22 protein-coding genes are annotated in these 20,786 nt (G+C 70.8%); 18 read left to right on the top strand and 4 right to left on the bottom strand.

Annotated features, from left to right (window positions below; translation table 11 throughout):
- The first annotated feature begins 68 nt into the window (after window positions 1–68).
- The 10 genes from ACIP63_RS24915 to ACIP63_RS24870 all read left to right on the top strand — a co-directional run bounded on the left by ACIP63_RS24915 (window position 69) and on the right by ACIP63_RS24870 (window position 10,131).
- Window positions 69–830, top strand: a complete 762-nt coding sequence (locus tag ACIP63_RS24915; protein WP_401519414.1) for a GntR family transcriptional regulator — start codon at window positions 69–71, stop codon at window positions 828–830.
- Between the two features lie 241 nt (window positions 831–1,071).
- Entirely contained in the window at window positions 1,072–2,052 is a 981-nt protein-coding gene (locus tag ACIP63_RS24910) for a sugar ABC transporter substrate-binding protein (RefSeq protein ID WP_401519577.1), read from the top strand.
- Window positions 2,049–3,098 carry an ABC transporter permease gene (locus ACIP63_RS24905; protein WP_401519411.1) on the top strand — a complete coding sequence of 350 codons (1,050 nt, stop codon included), beginning with the start codon at window positions 2,049–2,051 and terminating at the stop codon, window positions 3,096–3,098. The genes ACIP63_RS24910 and ACIP63_RS24905 overlap by 4 nt, the downstream gene beginning before the upstream one ends.
- A complete protein-coding gene (locus tag ACIP63_RS24900) occupies window positions 3,095–3,955 on the top strand; it encodes an ATP-binding cassette domain-containing protein (protein ID WP_401519409.1) in 861 nt (286 codons plus the stop codon). The genes ACIP63_RS24905 and ACIP63_RS24900 overlap by 4 nt, the downstream gene beginning before the upstream one ends.
- A gap of 132 nt (window positions 3,956–4,087) precedes the next feature.
- The gene (locus ACIP63_RS24895) at window positions 4,088–5,254 is read left to right on the top strand and encodes an ROK family glucokinase (RefSeq protein WP_401519406.1); all 1,167 of its coding nucleotides are present in this window, start codon (window positions 4,088–4,090) and stop codon (window positions 5,252–5,254) included.
- 73 nt (window positions 5,255–5,327) lie between these two features.
- Window positions 5,328–6,005, top strand: coding sequence for a hypothetical protein (locus tag ACIP63_RS24890; protein WP_401519403.1), 678 nt, complete (start codon window positions 5,328–5,330; stop codon window positions 6,003–6,005).
- A 36-nt stretch (window positions 6,006–6,041) separates the two neighbouring features.
- Window positions 6,042–7,847: an alpha/beta fold hydrolase gene (locus tag ACIP63_RS24885; protein ID WP_401519401.1), complete on the top strand. Its 1,806-nt coding sequence runs from the start codon at window positions 6,042–6,044 to the stop codon at window positions 7,845–7,847.
- A 12-nt stretch (window positions 7,848–7,859) separates the two neighbouring features.
- On the top strand, window positions 7,860–8,507 hold the full coding sequence (locus ACIP63_RS24880) for an MBL fold metallo-hydrolase (protein WP_401519398.1): 648 nt from the start codon (window positions 7,860–7,862) through the stop codon (window positions 8,505–8,507).
- 34 nt (window positions 8,508–8,541) lie between these two features.
- Window positions 8,542–9,321 carry an exodeoxyribonuclease III gene (locus ACIP63_RS24875; RefSeq protein WP_401519395.1) on the top strand — a complete coding sequence of 260 codons (780 nt, stop codon included), beginning with the start codon at window positions 8,542–8,544 and terminating at the stop codon, window positions 9,319–9,321.
- 60 nt (window positions 9,322–9,381) lie between these two features.
- Window positions 9,382–10,131 carry a Clp protease N-terminal domain-containing protein gene (locus ACIP63_RS24870; protein WP_401519392.1) on the top strand — a complete coding sequence of 250 codons (750 nt, stop codon included), beginning with the start codon at window positions 9,382–9,384 and terminating at the stop codon, window positions 10,129–10,131.
- A gap of 62 nt (window positions 10,132–10,193) precedes the next feature.
- Here the strand turns inward: ACIP63_RS24870 and ACIP63_RS24865 are convergent, their stop codons facing one another.
- On the bottom strand, window positions 10,194–10,973 hold the full coding sequence (locus tag ACIP63_RS24865) for an SDR family NAD(P)-dependent oxidoreductase (protein WP_401519389.1): 780 nt from the start codon (window positions 10,971–10,973) through the stop codon (window positions 10,194–10,196).
- A 107-nt stretch (window positions 10,974–11,080) separates the two neighbouring features.
- On the opposite strand from ACIP63_RS24865, the gene ACIP63_RS24860 reads away from it, so the two are divergent.
- The 6 genes from ACIP63_RS24860 (at window position 11,081) to ACIP63_RS24835 (ending at window position 15,693) form a co-directional block, all read left to right on the top strand.
- On the top strand, window positions 11,081–11,542 hold the full coding sequence (locus ACIP63_RS24860) for a DUF6278 family protein (RefSeq protein ID WP_393762939.1): 462 nt from the start codon (window positions 11,081–11,083) through the stop codon (window positions 11,540–11,542).
- Window positions 11,543–11,644: 102 nt separating this feature from the next.
- Window positions 11,645–12,388 carry an amino acid ABC transporter ATP-binding protein gene (locus ACIP63_RS24855; RefSeq protein ID WP_104784391.1) on the top strand — a complete coding sequence of 248 codons (744 nt, stop codon included), beginning with the start codon at window positions 11,645–11,647 and terminating at the stop codon, window positions 12,386–12,388.
- A gap of 11 nt (window positions 12,389–12,399) precedes the next feature.
- Window positions 12,400–13,314: a glutamate ABC transporter substrate-binding protein gene (locus ACIP63_RS24850; protein ID WP_401519385.1), complete on the top strand. Its 915-nt coding sequence runs from the start codon at window positions 12,400–12,402 to the stop codon at window positions 13,312–13,314.
- 16 nt (window positions 13,315–13,330) lie between these two features.
- The gene (locus ACIP63_RS24845) at window positions 13,331–13,975 is read left to right on the top strand and encodes an amino acid ABC transporter permease (protein ID WP_362935632.1); all 645 of its coding nucleotides are present in this window, start codon (window positions 13,331–13,333) and stop codon (window positions 13,973–13,975) included.
- Window positions 13,972–14,844, top strand: coding sequence for an amino acid ABC transporter permease (locus ACIP63_RS24840; RefSeq protein WP_401519381.1), 873 nt, complete (start codon window positions 13,972–13,974; stop codon window positions 14,842–14,844). The genes ACIP63_RS24845 and ACIP63_RS24840 overlap by 4 nt, the downstream gene beginning before the upstream one ends.
- Window positions 14,845–15,159: 315 nt before the next feature.
- On the top strand, window positions 15,160–15,693 hold the full coding sequence (locus ACIP63_RS24835; RefSeq protein WP_401519379.1) for an SRPBCC family protein: 534 nt from the start codon (window positions 15,160–15,162) through the stop codon (window positions 15,691–15,693).
- Window positions 15,694–15,766: 73 nt separating this feature from the next.
- Here ACIP63_RS24835 and ACIP63_RS24830 read toward each other — a convergent pair whose 3' ends face one another.
- Both ACIP63_RS24830 and ACIP63_RS24825 read right to left on the bottom strand, forming a co-directional pair.
- Window positions 15,767–16,978 carry an aromatic acid exporter family protein gene (locus tag ACIP63_RS24830; protein WP_401519376.1) on the bottom strand — a complete coding sequence of 404 codons (1,212 nt, stop codon included), beginning with the start codon at window positions 16,976–16,978 and terminating at the stop codon, window positions 15,767–15,769.
- A 163-nt stretch (window positions 16,979–17,141) separates the two neighbouring features.
- A complete protein-coding gene (locus ACIP63_RS24825; RefSeq protein WP_401519373.1) occupies window positions 17,142–17,522 on the bottom strand; it encodes a winged helix-turn-helix transcriptional regulator in 381 nt (126 codons plus the stop codon).
- A 124-nt stretch (window positions 17,523–17,646) separates the two neighbouring features.
- Here ACIP63_RS24825 and ACIP63_RS24820 point away from each other — a divergent pair, with 124 nt between their 5' ends.
- Window positions 17,647–18,024, top strand: a complete 378-nt coding sequence (locus ACIP63_RS24820; RefSeq protein WP_401519370.1) for a VOC family protein — start codon at window positions 17,647–17,649, stop codon at window positions 18,022–18,024.
- A gap of 47 nt (window positions 18,025–18,071) precedes the next feature.
- On the opposite strand, the gene ACIP63_RS24815 is transcribed toward ACIP63_RS24820, so the two are convergent.
- Entirely contained in the window at window positions 18,072–18,818 is a 747-nt protein-coding gene (locus tag ACIP63_RS24815) for a hypothetical protein (protein ID WP_401519367.1), read from the bottom strand.
- Between the two features lie 104 nt (window positions 18,819–18,922).
- Here ACIP63_RS24815 and ggt point away from each other — a divergent pair, with 104 nt between their 5' ends.
- Window positions 18,923–20,728, top strand: coding sequence for a gamma-glutamyltransferase (ggt, locus tag ACIP63_RS24810; RefSeq protein ID WP_401519364.1), 1,806 nt, complete (start codon window positions 18,923–18,925; stop codon window positions 20,726–20,728).
- Window positions 20,729–20,786 lie beyond the last annotated feature (58 nt).

Raw genomic sequence — 20,786 nt, 5'->3', positions numbered from 1 at the left:
GCACTGTCAACTATATGTCCTGACAAATAGAAGGGTGCGGCGCGGCCGTACGGGGTACGCTCCGTGCCGTGCCCAAACCCGCCGCCGACTCCGCCGCCCTCGGGCTGGGCGTGGACCGCACCAGCCCCGTCCCGCTCTACCACCAACTGGCCCAGCAGCTGGAGGCGGCCATCGAGCAGGGGCGGCTCGCACCGGGCAGCCTTCTCGGCAACGAACTGGAGCTCGCCGCACGGCTCGGACTCTCCCGGCCCACCGTCCGCCAGGCCATCCAGTCCCTCGTCGACAAGGGGCTGATGGTGCGACGGCGCGGTGTCGGCACCCAGGTCGTGCACAGCCGCATCAAGCGTCCGCTCGAACTGAGCAGCCTCTACGACGACCTGGACACGGCCGGCCGGAAGCCGGCGACCCGCGTCCTGCGCAACACGGTCGAGCCGGCGGCACCCGAGGTCGCCGCCGCGCTCGGTGTCGAGGAGGGCGCGCACGTCCATCTCGTCGAGCGGGTGCGCTACGCGCACGACGAGCCCGTGGCGCTCCTGCGCAACCACCTGCCGCCGCAGCTGCTCGACCTCTCCACCGAGCGGCTGGAGTCGACCGGTCTGTACCGGATGATGCGTGCCAGGGGAATCACCCTGCACAGCGCCCGGCAGACCGTGGGCGCCCGCGCCGCCACCGCCGAGGAGGGTGAGCTGCTCGCCGAGCCCGCGGGCGCCCCGCTGCTGACCATGGAACGCACCACGTTCGACGACGGCGGGCGGGCGGTCGAATTCGGCTCGCACGTCTACCGGGCCTCGCGGTACGCCTTCGAGTTCCAGCTGCTCGTCCGGCCCTGAACCGCCTGGCCGGCGGCCTCCGGTAAGAATGTTCGGACAAAAGCGTTGACGCGGTCATGCTAGGTCGCTAGAACGGCGGGAGGGCGCGGCCCGCGCCCCTGCCGGTCCACGCCGGTCCGGGCTCGGGGATACTTGGCCCGCCGGGCGGCGAGTCCGCCCTCCCCGGCTTCACCAGGCAGCACAGCGAGCAGCACAAGAAGGGCACGGCGTCGTGGCAAGGGTTCGGACAGGGGTACGCGCGATGGGCGCCGTGCTGGCAGCGGTACTGGCAGCCTCCCTCGCGGGATGCAGCAGCACCGGCGGCAAGCGGGCGGAGGAGCGCGCCGCTCAGGCCGCCGAAGGCCGGTCCGCGGTGAACACGCCCCGCTGGACGTTCGCCATGGTCACCCACTCGGGTGATGGCGACACCTTCTGGGACATCGTCCAGAAGGGGGCCAAGCAGGCGGCCGTCAAGGACAACATCAACTTCCTCTACTCGCACAGCGACGAGGGCCAGCAGCAGGCGGAGCTCGTCCAGACCGCGATCGACAAGAAGGTCGACGGCCTGATCGTCTCGCTGGCCAAGCCAGACTCGATGAAGACCGTCGTGGCCAAGGCGGTCAAGGCGGGCATCCCCGTGATCACCGTGAACTCCGGCTCCGCCGAGTCCAAGGCCTTCGGGGCGCTCACCCACATCGGCCAGGACGAGTCCATCGCGGGCGAGGCCGTCGGCGACGAGCTGAACACGCGGAAGCGCGAGAAGGTGCTCTGCGTCCTGCACGAGCAGGGCAACGTCGGCCACGAGCAGCGCTGCGCCGGAGCGAAGAAGACCTTCGGCGGAACGATGCAGAACCTCTACGTCGACGGCACCAACATGCCCGACGTCCAGGCGTCCATCGAGGCCAAGCTCGACTCCGACAAGAGCATCGACGCGGTCGTCACCCTCGGCGCCCCCTTCGCCGCCGCGGCCGTCAAGGCGAAGAAGACCGCGGGCAGCAAGGCCGAGATCGACACCTTCGACCTCAACGCGAGCGTCGCCACCGGCCTGCAGGACAAGTCGCTCGGCTTCGCCGTCGACCAGCAGCCCTACCTCCAGGGGTACGAGGCCGTCGACCTGCTCTGGCTCTACCGCTACAACCAGAACGTGCTCGGCGGCGGCCTGCCCGTCCTGACCGGCCCGCAGGTCATCACCGCCGAGGACGCGGACGCGCTCGCCGAGTACACGAACCGGGGGACGCGATGACAGCGACCGGGCAACCGGCGGCGCCCCGCACCGACGAACGCCTGCTGCGCACCTCCCCCCTGCGCAAGCTCCTCGGCCGGCCCGAGCTCGGCTCCGTCGTCGGGGCCGCGGCCGTCTTCCTCTTCTTCGCGATCGTCGCCGACAGCTTCCTCCAGGCCTCCAGCCTCGGCACGGTGCTGTACGCGGCCTCCACCATCGGGATCATGGCGGCGCCCGTGGCGCTCCTGATGATCGGCGGCGAGTTCGACCTCTCCGCGGGTGTGATGGTGACCAGCTCGGCGCTGATCTCCTCGATGTTCAGCTACCAGATGACCGCCAACGTCTGGGTCGGCGTCTTCGTGTCGCTGCTGGTCACCCTGGGATTCGGCGCGTTCAACGGCTTCATGCTGACCCGCACCAAGCTCCCGAGCTTCATCATCACGCTCGGCACGTTCCTCATGCTGACCGGCCTGAACCTCGGCTTCACCAAGCTGATCAGCGGCACCGTGTCGACCAAGGCCATCGGCAACATGGAGGGCTTCGACTCCGCCCGTAAGGTCTTCGCGTCCCACCTCACCATCGGCGACGTCGAGCTGAAGGTCACCATCCTGTGGTGGGCGGCGCTCGTCGCGATCGCCACCTGGATCCTGATCCGCACCCGCTTCGGCAACTGGATCTTCGCCGTCGGCGGCGAGGCCGACGCCGCACGCGCGGTCGGCGTCCCGGTGATCCGTACGCGGATCGGGCTCTACCTCGGCGTCGCCTTCGCCGCATGGGTCTCCGGGCAGCACCTGCTCTTCTCGTACGACGTGGTCCAGTCCGGCGAGGGCGTCGGCAACGAGCTGATCTACATCATCGCGGCCGTCATCGGCGGCTGCCTGATCACCGGCGGCTACGGCTCCGCGATCGGATCCGCCATCGGCGCGATCATCTTCGGCATGACCAGCAAGGGCATCGTCTACGCGGAGTGGAACCCCGACTGGTTCAAGTTCTTCCTGGGAGCGATGCTGCTCCTGGCCACCCTGCTCAACGCATGGGTACGCAAGCGCGCGGAGGCGACGAAATGACGGCCACCCAGGCTCCGGCCCCCCGGGACACGGCCGGCCCGGCGCTCGTCGAGCTCGACGGCGTCAGCAAGTACTACGGCAACATCAAGGCCCTGGAGAACGTCTCGCTGGAGGTGCACGCGGGGGAGATCTCCTGTGTCCTCGGCGACAACGGCGCCGGCAAGTCCACCCTCATCAAGATCATCGCGGGGCTGCACCGGCACGACGCCGGGACCTTCCTGATCGAGGGCGAGGAGACCACGCTCGCCAACCCGCGCGACGCCCTGGACCGGGGCATCGCCACCGTCTACCAGGACCTGGCCGTCGTTCCGCTGATGCCGGTCTGGCGCAACTTCTTCCTGGGCTCCGAGCCGACGAAGGGCTCAGGCCCCTTCAAGCGCCTCGACGTACGGCGGATGCGCGAGACGACCCGCACGGAGCTCCTGCGCATGGGCATCGACCTGCGTGACGTCGATCAACCCATCGGCACCCTGTCAGGCGGTGAACGCCAGTGCGTGGCCATCGCCCGTGCCGTGTACTTCGGCGCCAAGGTCCTCGTCCTCGACGAGCCGACCGCGGCGCTGGGCGTCAAGCAGTCGGGGGTCGTGCTCAAGTACGTCGCGGCCGCCAGGGACGCCGGGCTCGGCGTGGTCCTCATCACGCACAACCCTCACCACGCGTACCTCGTGGGTGACCGGTTCGTGCTGCTCAAGCGTGGCGCGATGTCCGGAAGCCACACGAAGGACGACGTCACACTCGACGAACTGACCCGTCAGATGGCCGGTGGGAGCGAGCTCGACGAGCTCAGCCACGAGCTCGAACGAGCCCCCTCGCCGGACCACCTCGGCGGCCGGCCCGTCGGTGACGACACCCCGTAAACCCCGTTCCGCACCCCCCGCCCCGGGGCCGGAGACCGGTTCCGGGGGCGGGGGAATGGCAGAATCGTGTGCGGCGGGCGCCGTCCGCCGCCGGACGGATCACCGACCGGCCCCCCGACCTGCGCAGGGACGATGAGCACGTACCGCGACTTCACACACCGCGGCTCCGCCCGCGCCACCGTCCTGCGGACCGTCGGCACCAAGGAGCGGCGCTCGCACCTCACGGCACCCAGGGTTCCCACGGTCGGCATCGACATCGGCGGGACGAAGGTGATGGCCGGAGTCGTCGACGCCGACGGCAACATCCTGGAGACCCTGCGCACCGAGACGCCGGACAAGTCCAAGAGTCCCAAGGTCGTCGAGGACACCATCGTCGAGCTGGTCCTGGACCTCTCCGACCGGCACGACGTGCACGCCGTCGGGATCGGTGCGGCGGGCTGGGTCGACGCGGACCGCTCCAAGGTGCTGTTCGCCCCGCACCTGGCGTGGCGCGACGAACCCCTCCGCGACGCCATCGCTTCCCGGCTGGTGGTCCCCGTGATGGTCGACAACGACGCCAACACGGCGGCCTGGGCGGAGTGGCGCTTCGGCGCCGGCCGCGGCGAGGACCATCTGGTCATGATCACGCTGGGCACCGGCATCGGCGGCGCGATCCTCGAGGACGGGCACGTCAAGCGGGGCAAGTACGGCGTCGCGGGTGAGTTCGGCCATATGCAGGTGGTGCCCGGCGGGCACCGCTGCCCGTGCGGCAACCGCGGCTGCTGGGAGCAGTACAGCTCGGGCAACGCACTCGTGCGTGAGGCCAGGGAGCTGGCCGCGGCGGACTCCCCGGTGGCGCACGGCATCATCGAGCGGGTCAAGGGCAACATCCCCGACATCACCGGGCCGCTCATCACCGAACTGGCCCGCGAGGGCGACGCCATGTGCGTCGAGCTCCTCCAGGACATCGGCCAGTGGCTCGGCGTGGGGATCGCCAATCTCGCCGCCGCCCTCGACCCGTCCTGCTTCGTCATCGGCGGGGGCGTCAGCGCGGCCGACGACCTGCTGATCGGCCCGGCCAGGGACGCCTTCAAACGCCACCTCACCGGCCGCGGCTACCGCCCGGAGGCCCGCATCGCGAAGGCCCAGCTCGGCCCCGAGGCGGGTATGGTCGGCGCCGCGGACCTCGCGCGTCTGGTCGCCCGCAGGTTCCGGCGGACCAACCGCCGCCGGGTCGAGCGCTACGAGCGGTACGCGCAGTTCTACGACCAGGCCGCGAGCACCATCCGGAACACGCGCAGCACCCGCCCCGCCGAGTGACCGGGGGCCGCGAGCCGCGGCTTCCGGCCATCCGCACCCCGCTCCGTACCGCAGCTTCGAGGGATCACCGATCATGACCGCAGCCGAGCACCACATCGTGCCGCGCCAGCCTCCCACGTCCGGCCCTTCGGGGCCGTCCGGGTCGTCCGGCGCCTCGGGTTCTTCGGGGTCCTCCGGGTCCTCCGGTTCGTCAGGGTCCTCCGGGGACGGCGACGGCACGTCCCCGGACGACCGGCGCAGGGTGATCAGACGGCGCCTGATCACGCTGACCATCATCGTGCTGCTCATCGGCATCCCGGCCGGCTACCTGGTGATCTCCGCGGGCCAGAGCCGACGCTCCGGCAAGGACAAGGAAGCCGAGGCCGCCGCCCAGGGGCTGCGCGAGGACTGGCCGTCCGGCATGCAGCGCCGGATCTTCGAGCTGCCCATCCCGGGCAATGCGCAGGGGGTCCAGTACTACGAGACGAACAACTGGAAGGCCAGCCGGATGTACGTGAAGTTCCGTACGACATCCGCCGGGCTCGACCGCTTCCTGAGCGGTGTCGGCACCGGCCGTGCCGCGCTGGAGACCGGCAAGGTCACCATCGGCGAACGGGACATCAAGATCACCGGGTGGTATTTCGGACCGGGCGTCGACTGGTCCGGCACGGTCCACACGAACAAGGACCCGCGCCCCACCCAGAACATCACCGTCAACATGACCGATCCGGCGGCCCCGGTCGTCTACGTGGTCTCCGCGTCGACCCCCTGACGGGGAGCGGACGGGCCGCTCATTACCCTGGAGCGAGTGAGTGAAGTGAGCGAGACGACCCCGCAGCCCGCCCGGCCCCCGCGGACGGCCAACCCCGAGCCCCTGCAGGGCGAAGTGATCCGGCAGTCGCCCCAGGCCCCCCAGCCGGTGCCGGGCCAGGTGTACGCGCCGGCCCCGGGGCCGACGGCTGCGCAGCCGCCGCAGGCGGCCGCCCCGCCTCCGCAGCCGGCTTCCGGGCCGCAGTACGCCCCGCCTTCGCAGCCGTACGACCAGCCGCAGGTCCCGCAGCCGGCACCGGCCCAGCCGCACTCGCAGCAGCCTCCCGGCCCGCAGCACGCCCAGCCGCAGGCCCCCCAGGCCGCCCCCGGCCCGCAGCACACCCAGCCGCAGGCCCCCCAGGCCGCCCTCGGCCCGCAGCACGCCCAGCCGCAGGTCCCGCAGGCCGCCCCGGCGCAGCCGTACGCCCAGCCGCAGGTCCCGCAGCAGCCCCAGGGGCCCGGCGGTGCGCAGCAGGCCGGTCCCGCGGCGCAGACCCCGCGGCCCGCCTCCGGCCCGCAGGCGGCCCCGGGGCCCGGGCGGCTGCTCCAGTACCGCTTCGACGGTCCGGAGGACGCCCCCGTCCTGGTCATCGGGCCCTCGCTCGGCACCACCTGGCACATGTGGGACCGCCAGATACCGGAGCTCTCCCAGCACTGGAGGATCTTCCGCTACGACCTCCCCGGGCACGGCGGAGCCCCCGCGTACCCCGCCGCCGCGGTCACCGACCTCGCCGACCGTCTCCTCGCCACACTGGACAGCGTCGGCGTCCAGCGCTTCGGATACGCCGGCTGTTCCATCGGCGGCGCCGTCGGCGCCGACCTCGCGCTGCGCCACCCGCACCGGGTCGCCGCCCTCGCGCTCGTCGCCGCCTCCCCCCGCTTCGGCACCGCCGACGAATTCCGGCAGCGCGGGGTGATCGTGCGCAGCAACGGCCTGGAGCCGATCGCCCGGACCTCCCCGGAGCGCTGGTTCACCCCCGGCTTCGCCGCCGCCCAGCCGGCCATCGTCGAGTGGGCCGTACAGATGGTCCGCACCACCGACCCCGGCTGCTACATCGCCTCCTGCGAGGCACTGGCGGCCTTCGACATCCGTACGGAACTGCCCCGCATCGGAGTGCCGACCCTCGTCCTGGTCGGGGCGGAGGACAAGGTCACCGGCCCCGCCGAGGCCCGGACCTTGGTCGCGGGCATCCCGGACGCCCGGCTCGCCCTCGTCCCCGGAGCCTCCCACCTGGCCCCGGTCGAGCAGCCCGCCGCCGTCACCGACCTGCTGCTGATGCACTTCTCGACCGCCTGGCAGGACACCCTGGCGTCGATCCCCGTGCCGCCGTCCCCCGGCTTCTCCGCCCCGTTCGCCCCCGTCGTCCCCGTCGCGGAGATCGCGGCCCCCTCCGGCCTGCCCGACGCCTCCCCGACGGGACGCAGCGACCGGTACGAGCGGGGGATGAAGGTCCGGCGCGAGGTGCTGGGCGACGCGCACGTGGACGCCGCGACGGCCGCGTCCGACGGCTTCACCGACGACTTCCAGGACCTCCTCACCCGCTACGCCTGGGGCGAGATCTGGAGCAGGGAGGGCCTCGACCGCAGGGCCCGCAGCTGTGTCTCCCTCACCGCCGTCGTCGCGTCCGGGCATCTGGGCGGGCTCGCGCAGCACGTCAGGGCGGCCCTGCGCAACGGGCTCACACCGGTCGAGATCAAGGAGGTGCTGCTCCAGACCGCCGTCTACTGCGGCATCCCGGCGGCAGGCGCGGCGTTCGAGATCGCGCAGTCCGTGATCCAGGAGGAAACCACCCCGCCCGCGTAGCAGGATGGGTGCATGAACGCTTCGTCTCTCACCCTCACCAAGAAGATCCACTCCTGCGTCCGCCTGGAGCGGGACGGGCAGACGCTCGTCATCGACCCCGGTGGGTTCGCCGAGGACGACGCCGCGGTCGGTGCCGACGCGATCCTGGTGACGCACGAACACCCGGATCACTTCAACGAGGCGCGGCTGCGCGCCGCGTTGGAGTCCAACCCCGCGGCGCGCGTGTGGACCCTGCGCAGCGTGGCCGAGCAGGTCGCCGCCGCGTTCCCGGGGCGCGTGCACACGGTGGGTCACGGCGACACGTTCACCGCGGCGGGGCTCGACGTACAGGTGCACGGAGAACTGCACGCGGTGATCCACCCGGACATCCCGAGGATCACCAACATCGGGTTCCTCGTGGACGGTTCGGTCTTCCACCCCGGCGACGCCTTCACGGTGCCCGACCACCCGGTGGACACGCTGATGCTGCCGGTCATGGCCCCCTGGAGCAAGATCTCGGAGGTCATCGACTACGTACGCGAGGTGAAGCCGCGCCGTGCGATCGACATCCACGACGCCCTGCTCACCGACCTCGCCCGCCCGATCTACGACACGCAGATCGGCGCACTGGGCGGCGCGGACCACGGCCGGCTGTCACCGGGCGACGCGACCCGTCTCTGACCCGGCTGTCAGTGGGAGCGGTTAGGTTTACCGCATGCGCATCGCCACGTGGAACGTCAACTCGATCACCGCCCGGCTCCCCAGGCTGCTGGCCTGGCTGGAGAGCAGCGGCACGGACGTGCTCTGCCTCCAGGAGACCAAGTGCACGCTGGAGCAGTTCCCCGCCGAAGCGCTCCGCGAGGCGGGTTACGAGTCCGCGGTCAACGCCACGGGCCGGTGGAACGGCGTGGCGCTGCTCTCCCGCGTCGGCCTCGCCGACGTCGTGACGGGCCTGCCCGGCGGCCCGGACTACGAGGGAGTGCAGGAGCCGAGGGCGGTCTCGGCGACGTGCGGCCCCGCCCGCGTCTGGTCGGTCTACGTCCCCAACGGCCGCGAGGTCGCCCACGATCACTACGCCTACAAGCTGCGCTGGCTGGAGGCCCTGCAGAAGGCCGTCGCCGCGGACGCGGCGGGGACGCTGCCGTTCGCGGTCCTCGGCGACTTCAACATCGCGCCGACGGACGACGACGTCTGGGACCCGGCGCTGTTCGTCGGCGCCACCCACGTCACCCCCGCCGAGCGGGGGGCGCTCGCGACGCTGCGCGAGGAAGGGCTCTCCGACGTGGTGCCGCGCCCCCTCAAGTACGACCACCCGTACACCTACTGGGACTACCGCCAGCTCAGCTTCCCGAAGAACAAGGGCATGCGCATCGACCTGGTCTACGGCAACGCCCCCTTCGCCGCGGCGGTCAAGGACAGCTACGTCGACCGCGAGGAGCGCAAGGGCAAGGGAGCCTCAGACCATGCCCCGGTGGTGGTCGACCTCGACGTCTGACGGCCGGCCAGGTGTCAACCTTGGGTTGACGCGTGAGGGGTGTCAACCTAGGGTTGCCCCATGACGAAGCCGCTGCGCCCCCATCCGCCCGTCCGCCTCGACGACCTGATCGACGCGATCAAGAAGACCCACAGCGACACCCTGGAACAGCTCTCCGGAGCGGTGGTCGCCGCGGATCACCTGGGTGAGATCGCCGACCACCTCATCGGTCACTTCGTGGACCAGGCGCGTCGCTCCGGTGCGTCGTGGACGGACATCGGCCGGAGCATGGGCGTCACCCGGCAGGCCGCCCAGAAGAGGTTCGTGCCCAAGAAGCCCGGCGAGGCCTCGGACCTGGACCCGAGCCAGGGCTTCGGCCAGTTCGACCAGCAGGCCAGGAACGTCGTCGTGGGCGCCGGCAACGAGGCACACGCCGCCAGCAACGACGAGGTGGGGGTGGGGCACCTGATCCTGGGCCTCCTGGCCGAGCCGGACTCACTCGGCGTCCAGGCGATCGTCGGACAGGGGGTCGCGCTGGAAGCGGTCCGGGAGGCGGCGGCACTCGCCCTGCCCGCCGCGGCCGGCGAGGTGCCCGAGCTGATCCCCTACGACGCGGGAGCCCGCAAGGTCCTCGAACTCACCTTCCGGGAGGCCCTGCGCCTCGGCCACGACTTCGTCGGGACCGGGCACATCCTGCTGGCCGTGCTGGAGTTCGAGGGAGGCGCCGGAGTGCTCACGGGGCTGGGCGTCGACAAGGACGTGGCGTCGTCCGACGTCGCCGCGGCGGTCGCCGCCGAAGCCGGGGAGCCGGCCCCCGGCACCCGGAGCTGAGGACGCCGACGCACTGCGGATGCCGCCCTTGCCGGGGCGGCATCCCGCGTCGACGGATCGCCTCAGTGCACGGAGAAGCCGCCGTCGACGAACAGCGACTGCCCGGTGACGTACGACGAGGCGGCACTCGCGAGGAACACCGCGGCGCCCGCGAAGTCCTGGGCCAGCCCGTTGCGTCCCACCATCGTGCGGGCGGCCAGCGCCGCCACCCGCTCCGGATCGGACGACAGCCGCTCGTTGAGCGGCGTCATCACGAATCCGGGCACCAGCGTGTTGCAGGTGACCCCGTACGGCGACCATGCCTCCGCCTGCGAGCGGGCCAGTGACTCCAGCGCGCCCTTGGAGACCCCGTACGCCCCGCTCTGCACGAACGCCCGGTGCGCCTGCTGGGAGGTGATGTGGATGATCCGGCCGAAGCCACGCTCCGCCATGCCCGGTCCGAACCGGCGGCCCAGCAGGTAGGGGGCCTTGAGGTTCACCGTCATCGTGGTGTCCCAGACCTCCTCGTCGAGCTCGCTCATCGGCGGCCGCAGGTTGATGCCCGCGCAGTTGACGAGGATGTCGGGCTCGCCGAACGCGGCGGCCGCTCCCTCGCAGGCCGTACGCACGCCTTCGGTGGTCCCGAGGTCGGCGCTCACCCAGGCCGCCCGGCAGCCGTCGGCTTCGAGTTCACCGACGGTCCGCACCAGTTCCGCCTCTCCGCGTGCCACGACCACGACGCTCGCGCCGGCGTGCGCGAGGGCGCCTGTGATGGCCCGGCCGATGCCGGAGCTGCCGCCGGTCACCACGGCGACCCGGCCCTCCAGCGAGAAGAGTTCGGAAAGATAGTTCTGCGACGTCATCCTCGTACCCTAAAGAGGTGGCCGGCGGGTGTACGGGGCGGGTCCCGGAACCGGAACAGTCGCGCGCCCTGCGGTGCGGAAGCCGTCCGGGGTGGGATCCTGGTGGTATGAACATCCCTTTCCTGGACAACTGGCGGAAGCGACAAGGCGGTACACGGGCGATGGCTCTCGCGGCCGCCGTCGAGACCGACCCGGACGGCGTGGCCGAGCTGTTCGCGGAATGCGAGTTGCTGCGCGCCCGGGCAGGGCAGTGCGGCCTCGAACTCGACGACAGCCCCGCCTCGTTGTCCGCGCTCGACCAGCTGACGCCGATCTGGCGGGACGACCCGGAGGAGCTGCCCTGGGTGGGTAACGACGCGGGCCTCTACCTCGGCACCGTGCTGGTGCGTACCGTCCCCGGGGCCGCCTGGGACATCCTGGCCGGCGGAAAGCCCGTGGTGCGCCTGGGTTCCGGGCGGGAGATCGACGTGGTCGCCGCCGGTCTGGACTGGGCGATGTCGGGAAGCCCCGAGCTCTCCGAGATGTACGCGGAGTCGGCGGAGAGCGGCCCGGAGGCCAAAACGCGATAAACAGCCTTATGCGCCGCCGGTGCGTGTCGGCCCCGAAGCGCGTGTTCACCCCGGATAGTTTGCGCTGACCTCGACACAAGCGATAAGTGGGTAGGGCAGCGTATGGCCGTCGATCCGTTGATCGAGCTGCGGGACGTCAACAAGTACTTCGGGAAGTTGCACGTACTGCAGAACATCAATCTCACCGTCGGCCGCGGGGAGGTGGTGGTGGTCATCGGCCCCTCCGGATCGGGAAAATCGACGCTCTGCCGGACGATCAACCGGCTCGAGACGATCGAGTCCGGTCATATCGCCATCGACGGCAAACCGCTCCCCGAGGAGGGGAAGGGCCTCGCGGAGCTGCGGGCCGAAGTGGGCATGGTCTTCCAGTCGTTCAACCTGTTCGCCCACAAGACCGTCCTGGCGAACGTCTCGCTCGCCCAGCTCAAGGTCCGCAAGCGCAGGAAGGACGAGGCCGACCAGCGCTCCCGGGAACTTCTGGAGCGGGTCGGGCTGGCCTCGCAGGCGGACAAGCTTCCCGCACAGCTCTCCGGCGGCCAGCAGCAGCGCGTCGCCATCGCCCGCGCCCTCGCCATGGACCCCAAGGCGCTCCTCTTCGACGAGCCCACCTCCGCCCTGGACCCGGAGATGATCAACGAGGTCCTCGAAGTCATGCAGCAGCTCGCCCGCGAGGGCATGACCATGGTGGTCGTCACGCACGAGATGGGCTTCGCCCGGTCCGCGGCCAACCGCGTCGTCTTCATGTCCGACGGATGCATCATCGAGGACCGCACGCCGGAGGACTTCTTCACCTCCCCGGAGAGCGACCGCGCCAAGGACTTCCTGTCCAAGATCCTCAAGCACTGACAGGGGGCACCGTGTTGCGTACGAGGAACATCGCGGCCGTACTGGTCTGCCTCCTGATCGCCGCGCTCTCCGCCGGCTGCGGCAGGGAGGGCAGCCCTCCGGTCAAGGGGCCGAAGGCGGAGGCCTTGCCCCAGTACAAGGTCGACACCACCTTCCGGCTGCCGGAATCCAAGACCTGGAAGAAGGCGAAGAGGCGTGGCCATCTCGTCGTCGGCGCCAAGGAGGACCAGCCCTACCTCGGCGAGAAGGACCCGGCCACCGGGATCTACTCCGGCTTCGACATCGAGATCGCCCGCATGATGGCGGCCTCCCTCGGCTTCGATCCGGACACGATCCGCTTCCGGACCATCGCCTCCGCCAACCGGGAGACGGCACTCCAGAACGGGCAGATCGACTACTACGTCGGCACCTACACGATCAACGACATGCGCAAGAAGCTCGTCGGCTTCGCCGGGCCCTACTACATGGCCGGCCAGGGGCTGCTGGTGCGCACCGACGAGAACGACATCCACGGGCCGCAGGACCTGGCCGGCAAGACGGTCTGCTCGGCAGCCGGGTCCACGCCGTACCAGCGCATCGCCGCCGACTACCCCGAGGCGAAACTCGTCGCCTACGACACGTACTCGATCTGCGTCGACAACCTGCTGACCTTCCAGGTCGACGCCGTCACCACCGACGACGCCATCCTGCTGGGCTTCGCCGCCAAGGCACCGGACGAGATGAAGGTGGTCGGCAAGCCCTTCTCCGAGGAGCCGTACGGCATCGGCGTCCCGCGTGGTGACAACGCGCTGCGCGCCGCTCTCAATGACGCCTTGGAGGCCAACGAGAAGAACGGCAACTGGAAGAAGGCGTTCGAGGCGACTCTGGGCCTGTCCGGGGTACCCGCCCCGAAACCGCCGCCCATCGACCGCTACCCGTCGAACTGAGGGGCCGGCCACCACCATGGATGTACTGACAGAGAACTGGTCGCTCTACGGCAAGGGCTTCCTCGGCACCGTCGAACTCACCGTCTACGCCTCGATCCTGGCGCTGGTGCTCGGCTTCGTCATGGCCTCGTTCCGGGTCGCACCCGTCGGCTCCCTCCGGGTGATCGGCACCGTCTGGGTCGCTGTGCTCCGCAACACCCCGCTGACACTGCTGTTCTTCGCCGTGCTGCTCGGTCTGCCGCGCTTCGGCCTGGTCCTGCCCTTCCAGGTCTTCGCGGTCCTCGCTCTCGGCTGCTACACCTCGGCCTTCATCTGCGAGGCCCTGCGCTCCGGCATCAACACCGTGCCCACGGGGCAGGGCGAGGCCGCCCGGAGCCTCGGGATGTCCTTCGGGCAGACCCTGGGCAACGTGGTCCTGCCCCAGGCCTTCCGCTCCGTGATCCCGCCGGTGGGCTCGACGCTCATCGCCCTCGCCAAGAACTCCGCGATCGCCGGGGCGTTCAGCGTCACCGAGCTGCTGGGCACCTACAAGACCCTCAACGAACTCGGCTACAGCATCATCTGGTCCTTCATCTGGATCGCCGTCGGATACCTGATCATCACCCTCGCCATCAGTGCGATCTTCAACGTGTTGGAGAAGCGCTGGGGAGTCGCCCGATGACCCACTCCACCGCCTCCGCCTCCGCGCTCTACGACATCCCCGGGCCCGCCACCCGCAAGCGGCACTTCCTCTACGGCATCGTCTCGACGGCCGTGATCCTCGCGCTGTTCGGCTGCGTCCTCTATCTCCTCTTCGACACCGACCAGTTCACCAGCGAGAAGTGGACGCCCTTCACCTACAAGGGCATCCAGGAGCTGCTGCTGCGCGGACTCGGCAACACCCTGAAGGCCTTTGCGTACGCGGCGGTCCTCTCCCTCGCACTCGGGGCGGTGCTCGCCGTCGGGCGGCTCTCCGCCCACAGACCGGTGCGCTGGATCTCGACGCTGCTGGTCGAGTTCTTCCGCGCCATGCCGGTGCTGGTGATGATCTTCTTCATCTTCGTCGCCCTCAAGGTCCAGCCGCTGCCGGCGCTGGTGGCCGGACTGACCCTCTACAACGGGTCCGTGCTCGCCGAGGTCTTCCGGACCGGGATCAACTCCGTGGAGCGGGGGCAGCGGGAGGCGGCGTACGCACTGGGCATGCGCAAGACGCAGGTCACCACCCACGTCCTGGCCCCGCAGGCCGTCCGGGCGATGCTGCCCACCATCATCAGCCAGCTGGTGGTGGCGCTCAAGGACACCTCGCTCGGCTATCTGATCACCTACGAGGAGTTCCTCCACGCCGGCAAGCTGATCGCGTCGAACCTCGACTACGATCTGCCGTTCATCCCCGTGGTCATGGTGATCTCGCCCATCTACATCGGGATGTGCATGCTGCTCTCCTGGTTCGCCACCTGGGTGGCCAGACGGCAGCGGCGCAACCCGAAGACGGAGGGAACGGGCGTCGCCGCCGCAGAACCCGGAACGGTGCTGCCGGGCCGTCCGCAGTAGCCCTGGATCCGCCCGGCAGCAGCCGGTGATCACTCCTCGCACCCGGCGCCGGTACGCGATCCGTACCGGTGCCGGGCGGGGAGAAGGTCAGCTGCGCGCCGGCCGGGTCGCGGCCGCTGCGGCGAGGACCGGCGAAGGTCACGAGGCGACGTGTGACCGGCCTGGACGCCGTGGGCGTGGAGCCGCGCTCCACGCCCACGGGGAAACGGCCGTCCCGACGCCGGACCGCTCGGACCCCGGGCCGCACCCCGGAGGGAGCTCGTGGAATCCTCCTCACGGAAACGGCGAACGACCGTTTCATCAGGGGGAGTTGCCATGAGATACGCCGACGGGCCCAGCACGCACCGTGAGATCCGGATCTCGGCCGGGCCCGCGCGCGTCTGGGAGATCGTGGACGATGTCGAGGCCATGGCCGGATGGAGTCCCGAGCTGCTGGAGGTGGAGTGGCAGGACGGCGCCACATCGCCGGCGGCGGGTGCGCGCTACATCGGGCACAACGAGCACCCCGTGAACGGCCGTTGGCGCACCATCGCCCACTTCACCGAGTTCGAACCCGGCCGGACCCTCACCTGGTGCGTCCTGGACGTCGACGGCCGTTACGGCGAGTCGGCCGAGGCGCCGGAACACCGGATGGCGACCTGGTCCTTCACGCTCGCCCCCGACGGCGACGGCACCGTGCTGCGTCAGTCGGTCACGATCGGTCCCGGCCGCAGCGGACTCAGTGCCTACATCGAGCGCACGCCCGCGCACGAGGAGGCGATCATCGCCTACCGCTTCGACGAACTGGGCAAGGGCATGGACGCCACCCTCGAGGGCATCAGGGCCGCGGCGGAGCGCCGGCAGGGCTGAGGGCGGGCCGGAAGCCGTTCTCCGCGGAGCCGCTGTGTCCGGGCACGGGCCCCGGCCGGTGCGGTGGCCCCCTTCAGGCGCCCCGTGTCGTCGATGACCCCTCCTTCGCCGCATCGAGCAGGACCTGGCAGGTGTAGCGGAACTCCTCCGTGAGCCGGGTCGCCTCGGTGACGAGGACGCCGTACGGGACGGTGGGGTCGGAGAGGGACAAGGACAGGCGGCCGGTCACCTCGATCACCTCGTCGCGGCGCGCCTCGGCCTCGTCGGTGAGGCGGTCCAGCCGTTTCGCCTGCTGCAGCAGGGTCGTCTCGTCCAGCGTGGTCAGCACCTCGGTGACCGCGCCGCCCGCCTCCAGGAACGCCCCGTACCGCTGCAGGAAGGGCTGGAGGGCCTCGCCCCCCTCGCGGGACCGGTCGAGACCGCGGGTGAGGGCGGCGACCTGGTACAGCATGCGCTCCAGGGCGCCGAGCACGGCCTCGTACCCCTGGAAGCCCGGGTGGCCCCGGTAGCGGCGCCACAGGCGGCGCGGGTTGAGCAGGGTGCTCTCCTTGGCCGTCCGGAGCCCCGCCTGGGCCTGCTTGATCATCTCGCCGGTACGCCCGGCGCGGGACCGCCACTCCGCGGCGGTGTCCCGGTCCGGCACCTGGTCGGCGAGTACCGGATGGATGTCGGTGAGGAGGTCGTGGAGGGTCCGAGCGAGGTTGTGGATGCTGTACTCGGCGCTCCGGTAGCGCAGGGGAGGGGCGACGAGGATGTTGACGGCAGTGCCGATCGCGCAGCCGATGAGCACGAGCACCACGATCTCCCCCAGCCGGAAGAACCGTTGCGCGTCGCCTGACGACGAGGTGTAGGTCGAGAAGGCGAAGAAGGCGGCGGTGGCGACCTGCGGGCCCTGGACACCCAGAACGGACCAGCGGCCGATCGCCAGGGCGATGAGGGCCACCAGCACGAAGGTCAGCAGATCCGGACCCGCGAGGTAGCCGAGCGCGGCTTGCACCAGCACTCCCGCGACGACCGCGCCGACGTACCGGAGCGACTGTATGACCGAGCGGTAGACCGTCACCTGCATGATCAGTACGGCGGAGAACGGTGCGAACGCAGGCGAGTCGGCGTCGAGGACGTCGTACGCGACCACCCAGGCGAGGGTGGCGGCGAGGGTGCTCTTCCCGACGACCAGCAGGGTGGCGCGCTCGTCGCCCGCGTACGAGAAGGCGCGCTGCCACCACCGGGCCGCGGCCGTGAGCCTCCCCGCTCCCGTCCACTCGCTTGCAGAGCCGTCAGCCATGAACGTCCACGTCCTCCTTCGATCAGAACCCGTTGGGCCGGCCGGTACCCCTGGGGCGGATGGGCCGGGGCAGGCCCTATCTGTTCCCCGAACGGAGCGACCGAATCCACTTGGGCCCGTCAGGCGTCGGGAGTTCCGAGGAGGAGTGCCTCGGCCGCGCGGACTACGCGTCGAAGCGACGCCGGGCCGCCTCGATCTCGTCCATGTACCGGCGGGTCCACGCGCACATGCCGTTGACCGTGTCGCGCAGCGCGGCGCCCGCCTCGGTGAGGCGGTAGTCGACGCGGGGCGGCACCTCGGCGTACACGGTCCTGCGCACCACCCCGTCCCGTTCGAGGCCGCGCAGCGTCTGGGCGAGCATCTTGTGGCTGATGCCTTCCACCTCGGTCCGCAGTGCGGTGAACCGGAGGGTCCGCTCTCCCAGCACGTTGATGATCAGCAGGGCCCACTTGTTGGCCACGCCGGTGAAGATCTCGCGGGCCAGGGAGTCGGCCCGCATCACGTCCCCGTCATCGAATCCGCGACCGACCTGCTCGGTAACCACGAGGTTCCCTTCTCACTGCGAAGTGCGTTCTTCCACGTCAGAGCATACTCACCTACGGTTCCTGAGTAACCAGAAGTAACCGCTGCCGCAGACCGGCCGCGGCCGACACGAGACGGAACCGCTCATGAGCATCCTGAAGACGTACGCCCGCCTGTGGACCGACGACCTCGACCGGGCGCTGCCGCTCCTCGCGGAACTCACCGGCGCGCAGCCGGATCTGCGGCTCGCCTTCCACTCGGTGGAACTCGCCGCCATCGGCGACTTCCTCGTCATCGCGGGCCCGGCCGAGGAGCGCGCGAAGTACGCGCATGCCTCCGCGACCGTGGTGGTCGAGGACCTCGACGCCCTCGCCACGACTCTGGAGGCCGCCCGAGCCACCGTCACCACTCCCGCGACGAGCGGCCCGACCGGGCGGTTCCTCTACGCCCGCCACGCCGACGGGGCGGAGGTCGAGTACGTCGAGTGGGCTCCGGAGCTGGTCCGGCGGCTCATCCCCCGGTGACGGCGCCGGGCGGACGCCGACGGGCCCCGTGAGCGAGCGAGCCGGTCTCAGCCGGCGGCGCGGTGGGAGGTACGGGGCGCGGCGGGCAGGGGGGCCTGTGCGGTGCGCGTCACGTCGCCGACCAGCTCGACCACATCGGGGCCGTACGCCTGGGAGTTGACCACCTTCAGGAGCAGTACGAAGGACCCGCCGCGGTGCTTGCGCTGCAGTTTCTCGTAATTGCGCATCAGATAACGGGAGGCGGCCTGGTTGGTGATGGCGCGCTGACCGCAGAGGAGGAAGACGGGCCGGGCGTCCTGGCCGCCGGTGAGCCGGGCGAGCAGGACGTGTTCGGAGGTTCCGGGTTCCAGCCGGTAGCGTTCCGAGCCCACCTGGAAGGCCGCGCGGTCGGGGCCCGGTTCCGGCCCGGTGTTGATCTTCACGCCAGGCAGCAGGGACTGCAGGTGCGCGGCCATGCGCCGGTTGGACCCCGGGCCGCCGACGCAGAACTCCGTACGTTCACCGAAGCCCTGCTGGGCGGTGTCGTGGGAGACGATCTGGGCGTGTGCGGCGCAGTCCTTGATGAGGGCCGAGAGTTCGAGGAGCGCGAAGACGTCGTGGCGGTGGACCGCGCCGTCGCCGCCGGCGTCGCGGTTGACGACGAGCAGGCACTCGGAGTTCCCCGGCAGACCGAAGAACGCCTGCTTGCGGCGGAGTCTGCGCCGCCACAGGTACGTCCGGGCGAGCCAGCCGAAGGCGGCGCTGATTCCGGCGGCTATGAGGCCGAGCACGATGTTGCGCACGTCGTCATTCATGAGCGGGGATGGTAGCGGCCGTTCGGACGTGTGGCCGAGGCGGTCCTGACGGTGCGGGTGTGACGGCGCTACCCTGCGCGGACGATCCTTCACAGGAGGTACGGATGCGTCATTCCGTCGGCCGGAATGTGTCGTTCCCACTCGTGATCGCCGTCATCGGCTCGCTCGGTGCCGCGGCCCCCGCGGCCTCGGCGCCACCCGTGCCGCCTCCCAAGTCCCCGGTGGCGGTGGGGTACGGGGGAGCGGTGTCGAGTGTCGACGCGGACGCCTCGGCGGCCGGTATCGAGGTGCTCCGCAAGGGTGGCAACGCCGTCGACGCGGCGGTCGCCACCGCCGCCGCGCTGGGCGTCACGGAGCCCTACTCGGCGGGCATCGGAGGCGGGGGGTACTTCGTCCACTACGACGCGAGGACGGGCAGGGTACAGACCATCGACGGCCGCGAGACGGCGCCCCGCAGCGCGGACTCCTCGCTCTTCCTGGAGGACGGGAAGCCGGTCCCCTTCGCCGACGCCGTCACCAGCGGACTCGGGGTCGGCACGCCCGGCACGCCCGCCACCTGGGAGAAGGCCCTCGACGCCTGGGGCACCAAGCCGCTCGGGCGGCTGCTCGAACCGGCCGAACGGCTGGCGCGCGACGGCTTCGTCGTGGACGAGACCTTCCGCTCCCAGACCGCCTCCAACGAGGCCAGGTTCGCCGATTTCCCCGCGTCCGCCGAACTCTTCCTGCCCGGCGGTGAGCTGCCGGTGACCGGATCGGTGTTCAAGAACCCGGACCTCGCCCGTACGTACAGGACGCTGGGCCGCGAGGGCGTCGACGAGCTCTACCGGGGCGACCTGGCCCGGGACATCGTGTCGACGGTACGCAAGCCGCCCGTGGACCCGGCGGCGACGCGTGCGGTGCGTCCGGGAGACCTGACGACCGCGGACCTGAAGTCCTACCGCGCACTGCGCCAGGCCCCGACGAGGACCGCCTACCGGGGCCTCGACGTGTACGGCATCGCGCCGTCCTCGTCGGGGGGCACGAGCGTGGGTGAGGCCCTCAACATCCTGGAGTCGACGGACCTTTCGAAGGCGAGCGGGACGCAGTACCTCCACCGCCTGATCGAGGCGAGCAGGATCGCGTTCGCCGACCGGGGACGCTGGGTGGGCGACCCCGCCTTCGAGGACGTCCCGACGCGGGAGCTGATCAGCCAGCGCTTCGCCGACTCGCGGGAGTGCCTCATCAAGGACGACGCGGTCCTCACCAGCCCGCTCGCCCCGGGCGACCCGCGCCACCCGGCCCGCTGCGCCACGGGGGGCAAGGCCGCCCCCACGACGTACGAGGGTGAGAACACGACGCACCTGACGACCGCCGACAAGTGGGGCAACGTCGTCGCGTACACCCTGACGATCGAGTCGACGGGCGGCAGCGGTATCACCGTGCCGGGGCGGGGCTTCCTGCTCAACAACGAGCTGACCGACTTCTCGTTCGCGCCCGCCGACCCGGCGGTCCACGACCCGAACCTGCCGGGTCCGTCCAAGCGCCCGCGCTCGTCGATCTCGCCGACCGTGGTGCTGGAGCACGGGAAGCCCGTGCTCGCCCTGGGGTCGCCGGGCGGTGCCACGATCATCACCACCGTCCTCCAGTCGCTGACCGGTCACCTGGACCGGGGGCTCCCGCTGGTCGACGCGATCGCCGCGCCCCGTGCCAGCCAGCGCAACTCGCCGACGACCGAGATCGAGCCGGGGCTGTGGGACAGTCCGGTGCGCGGAAGGCTGGAGGCCCTCGGGCACGTGTTCAAGGCGAATCCGGAGATCGGGGCGGCCACCGGCGTCCAGCGGCTCCCGGACGGGCGCTGGCTCGCGGCCGCCGAAAAGGTGCGGCGCGGCGGCGGCTCGGCCATGGTGGTGCATCCGGGCGGTCGTTCGTGACCGGTCGGCGGTAGCAGTGGCCCCGGGGCCGGTATGTCGCGCTCGGCAGCGTCGTACC

It is taken from the genome of Streptomyces sp. NPDC088746, from assembly GCF_044751065.1.
Lineage (GTDB): Bacteria > Actinomycetota > Actinomycetes > Streptomycetales > Streptomycetaceae > Streptomyces.
Note: the sequence above shows the minus strand (reverse complement) of the source record. Positions and strands in the feature narration are given on the sequence as shown.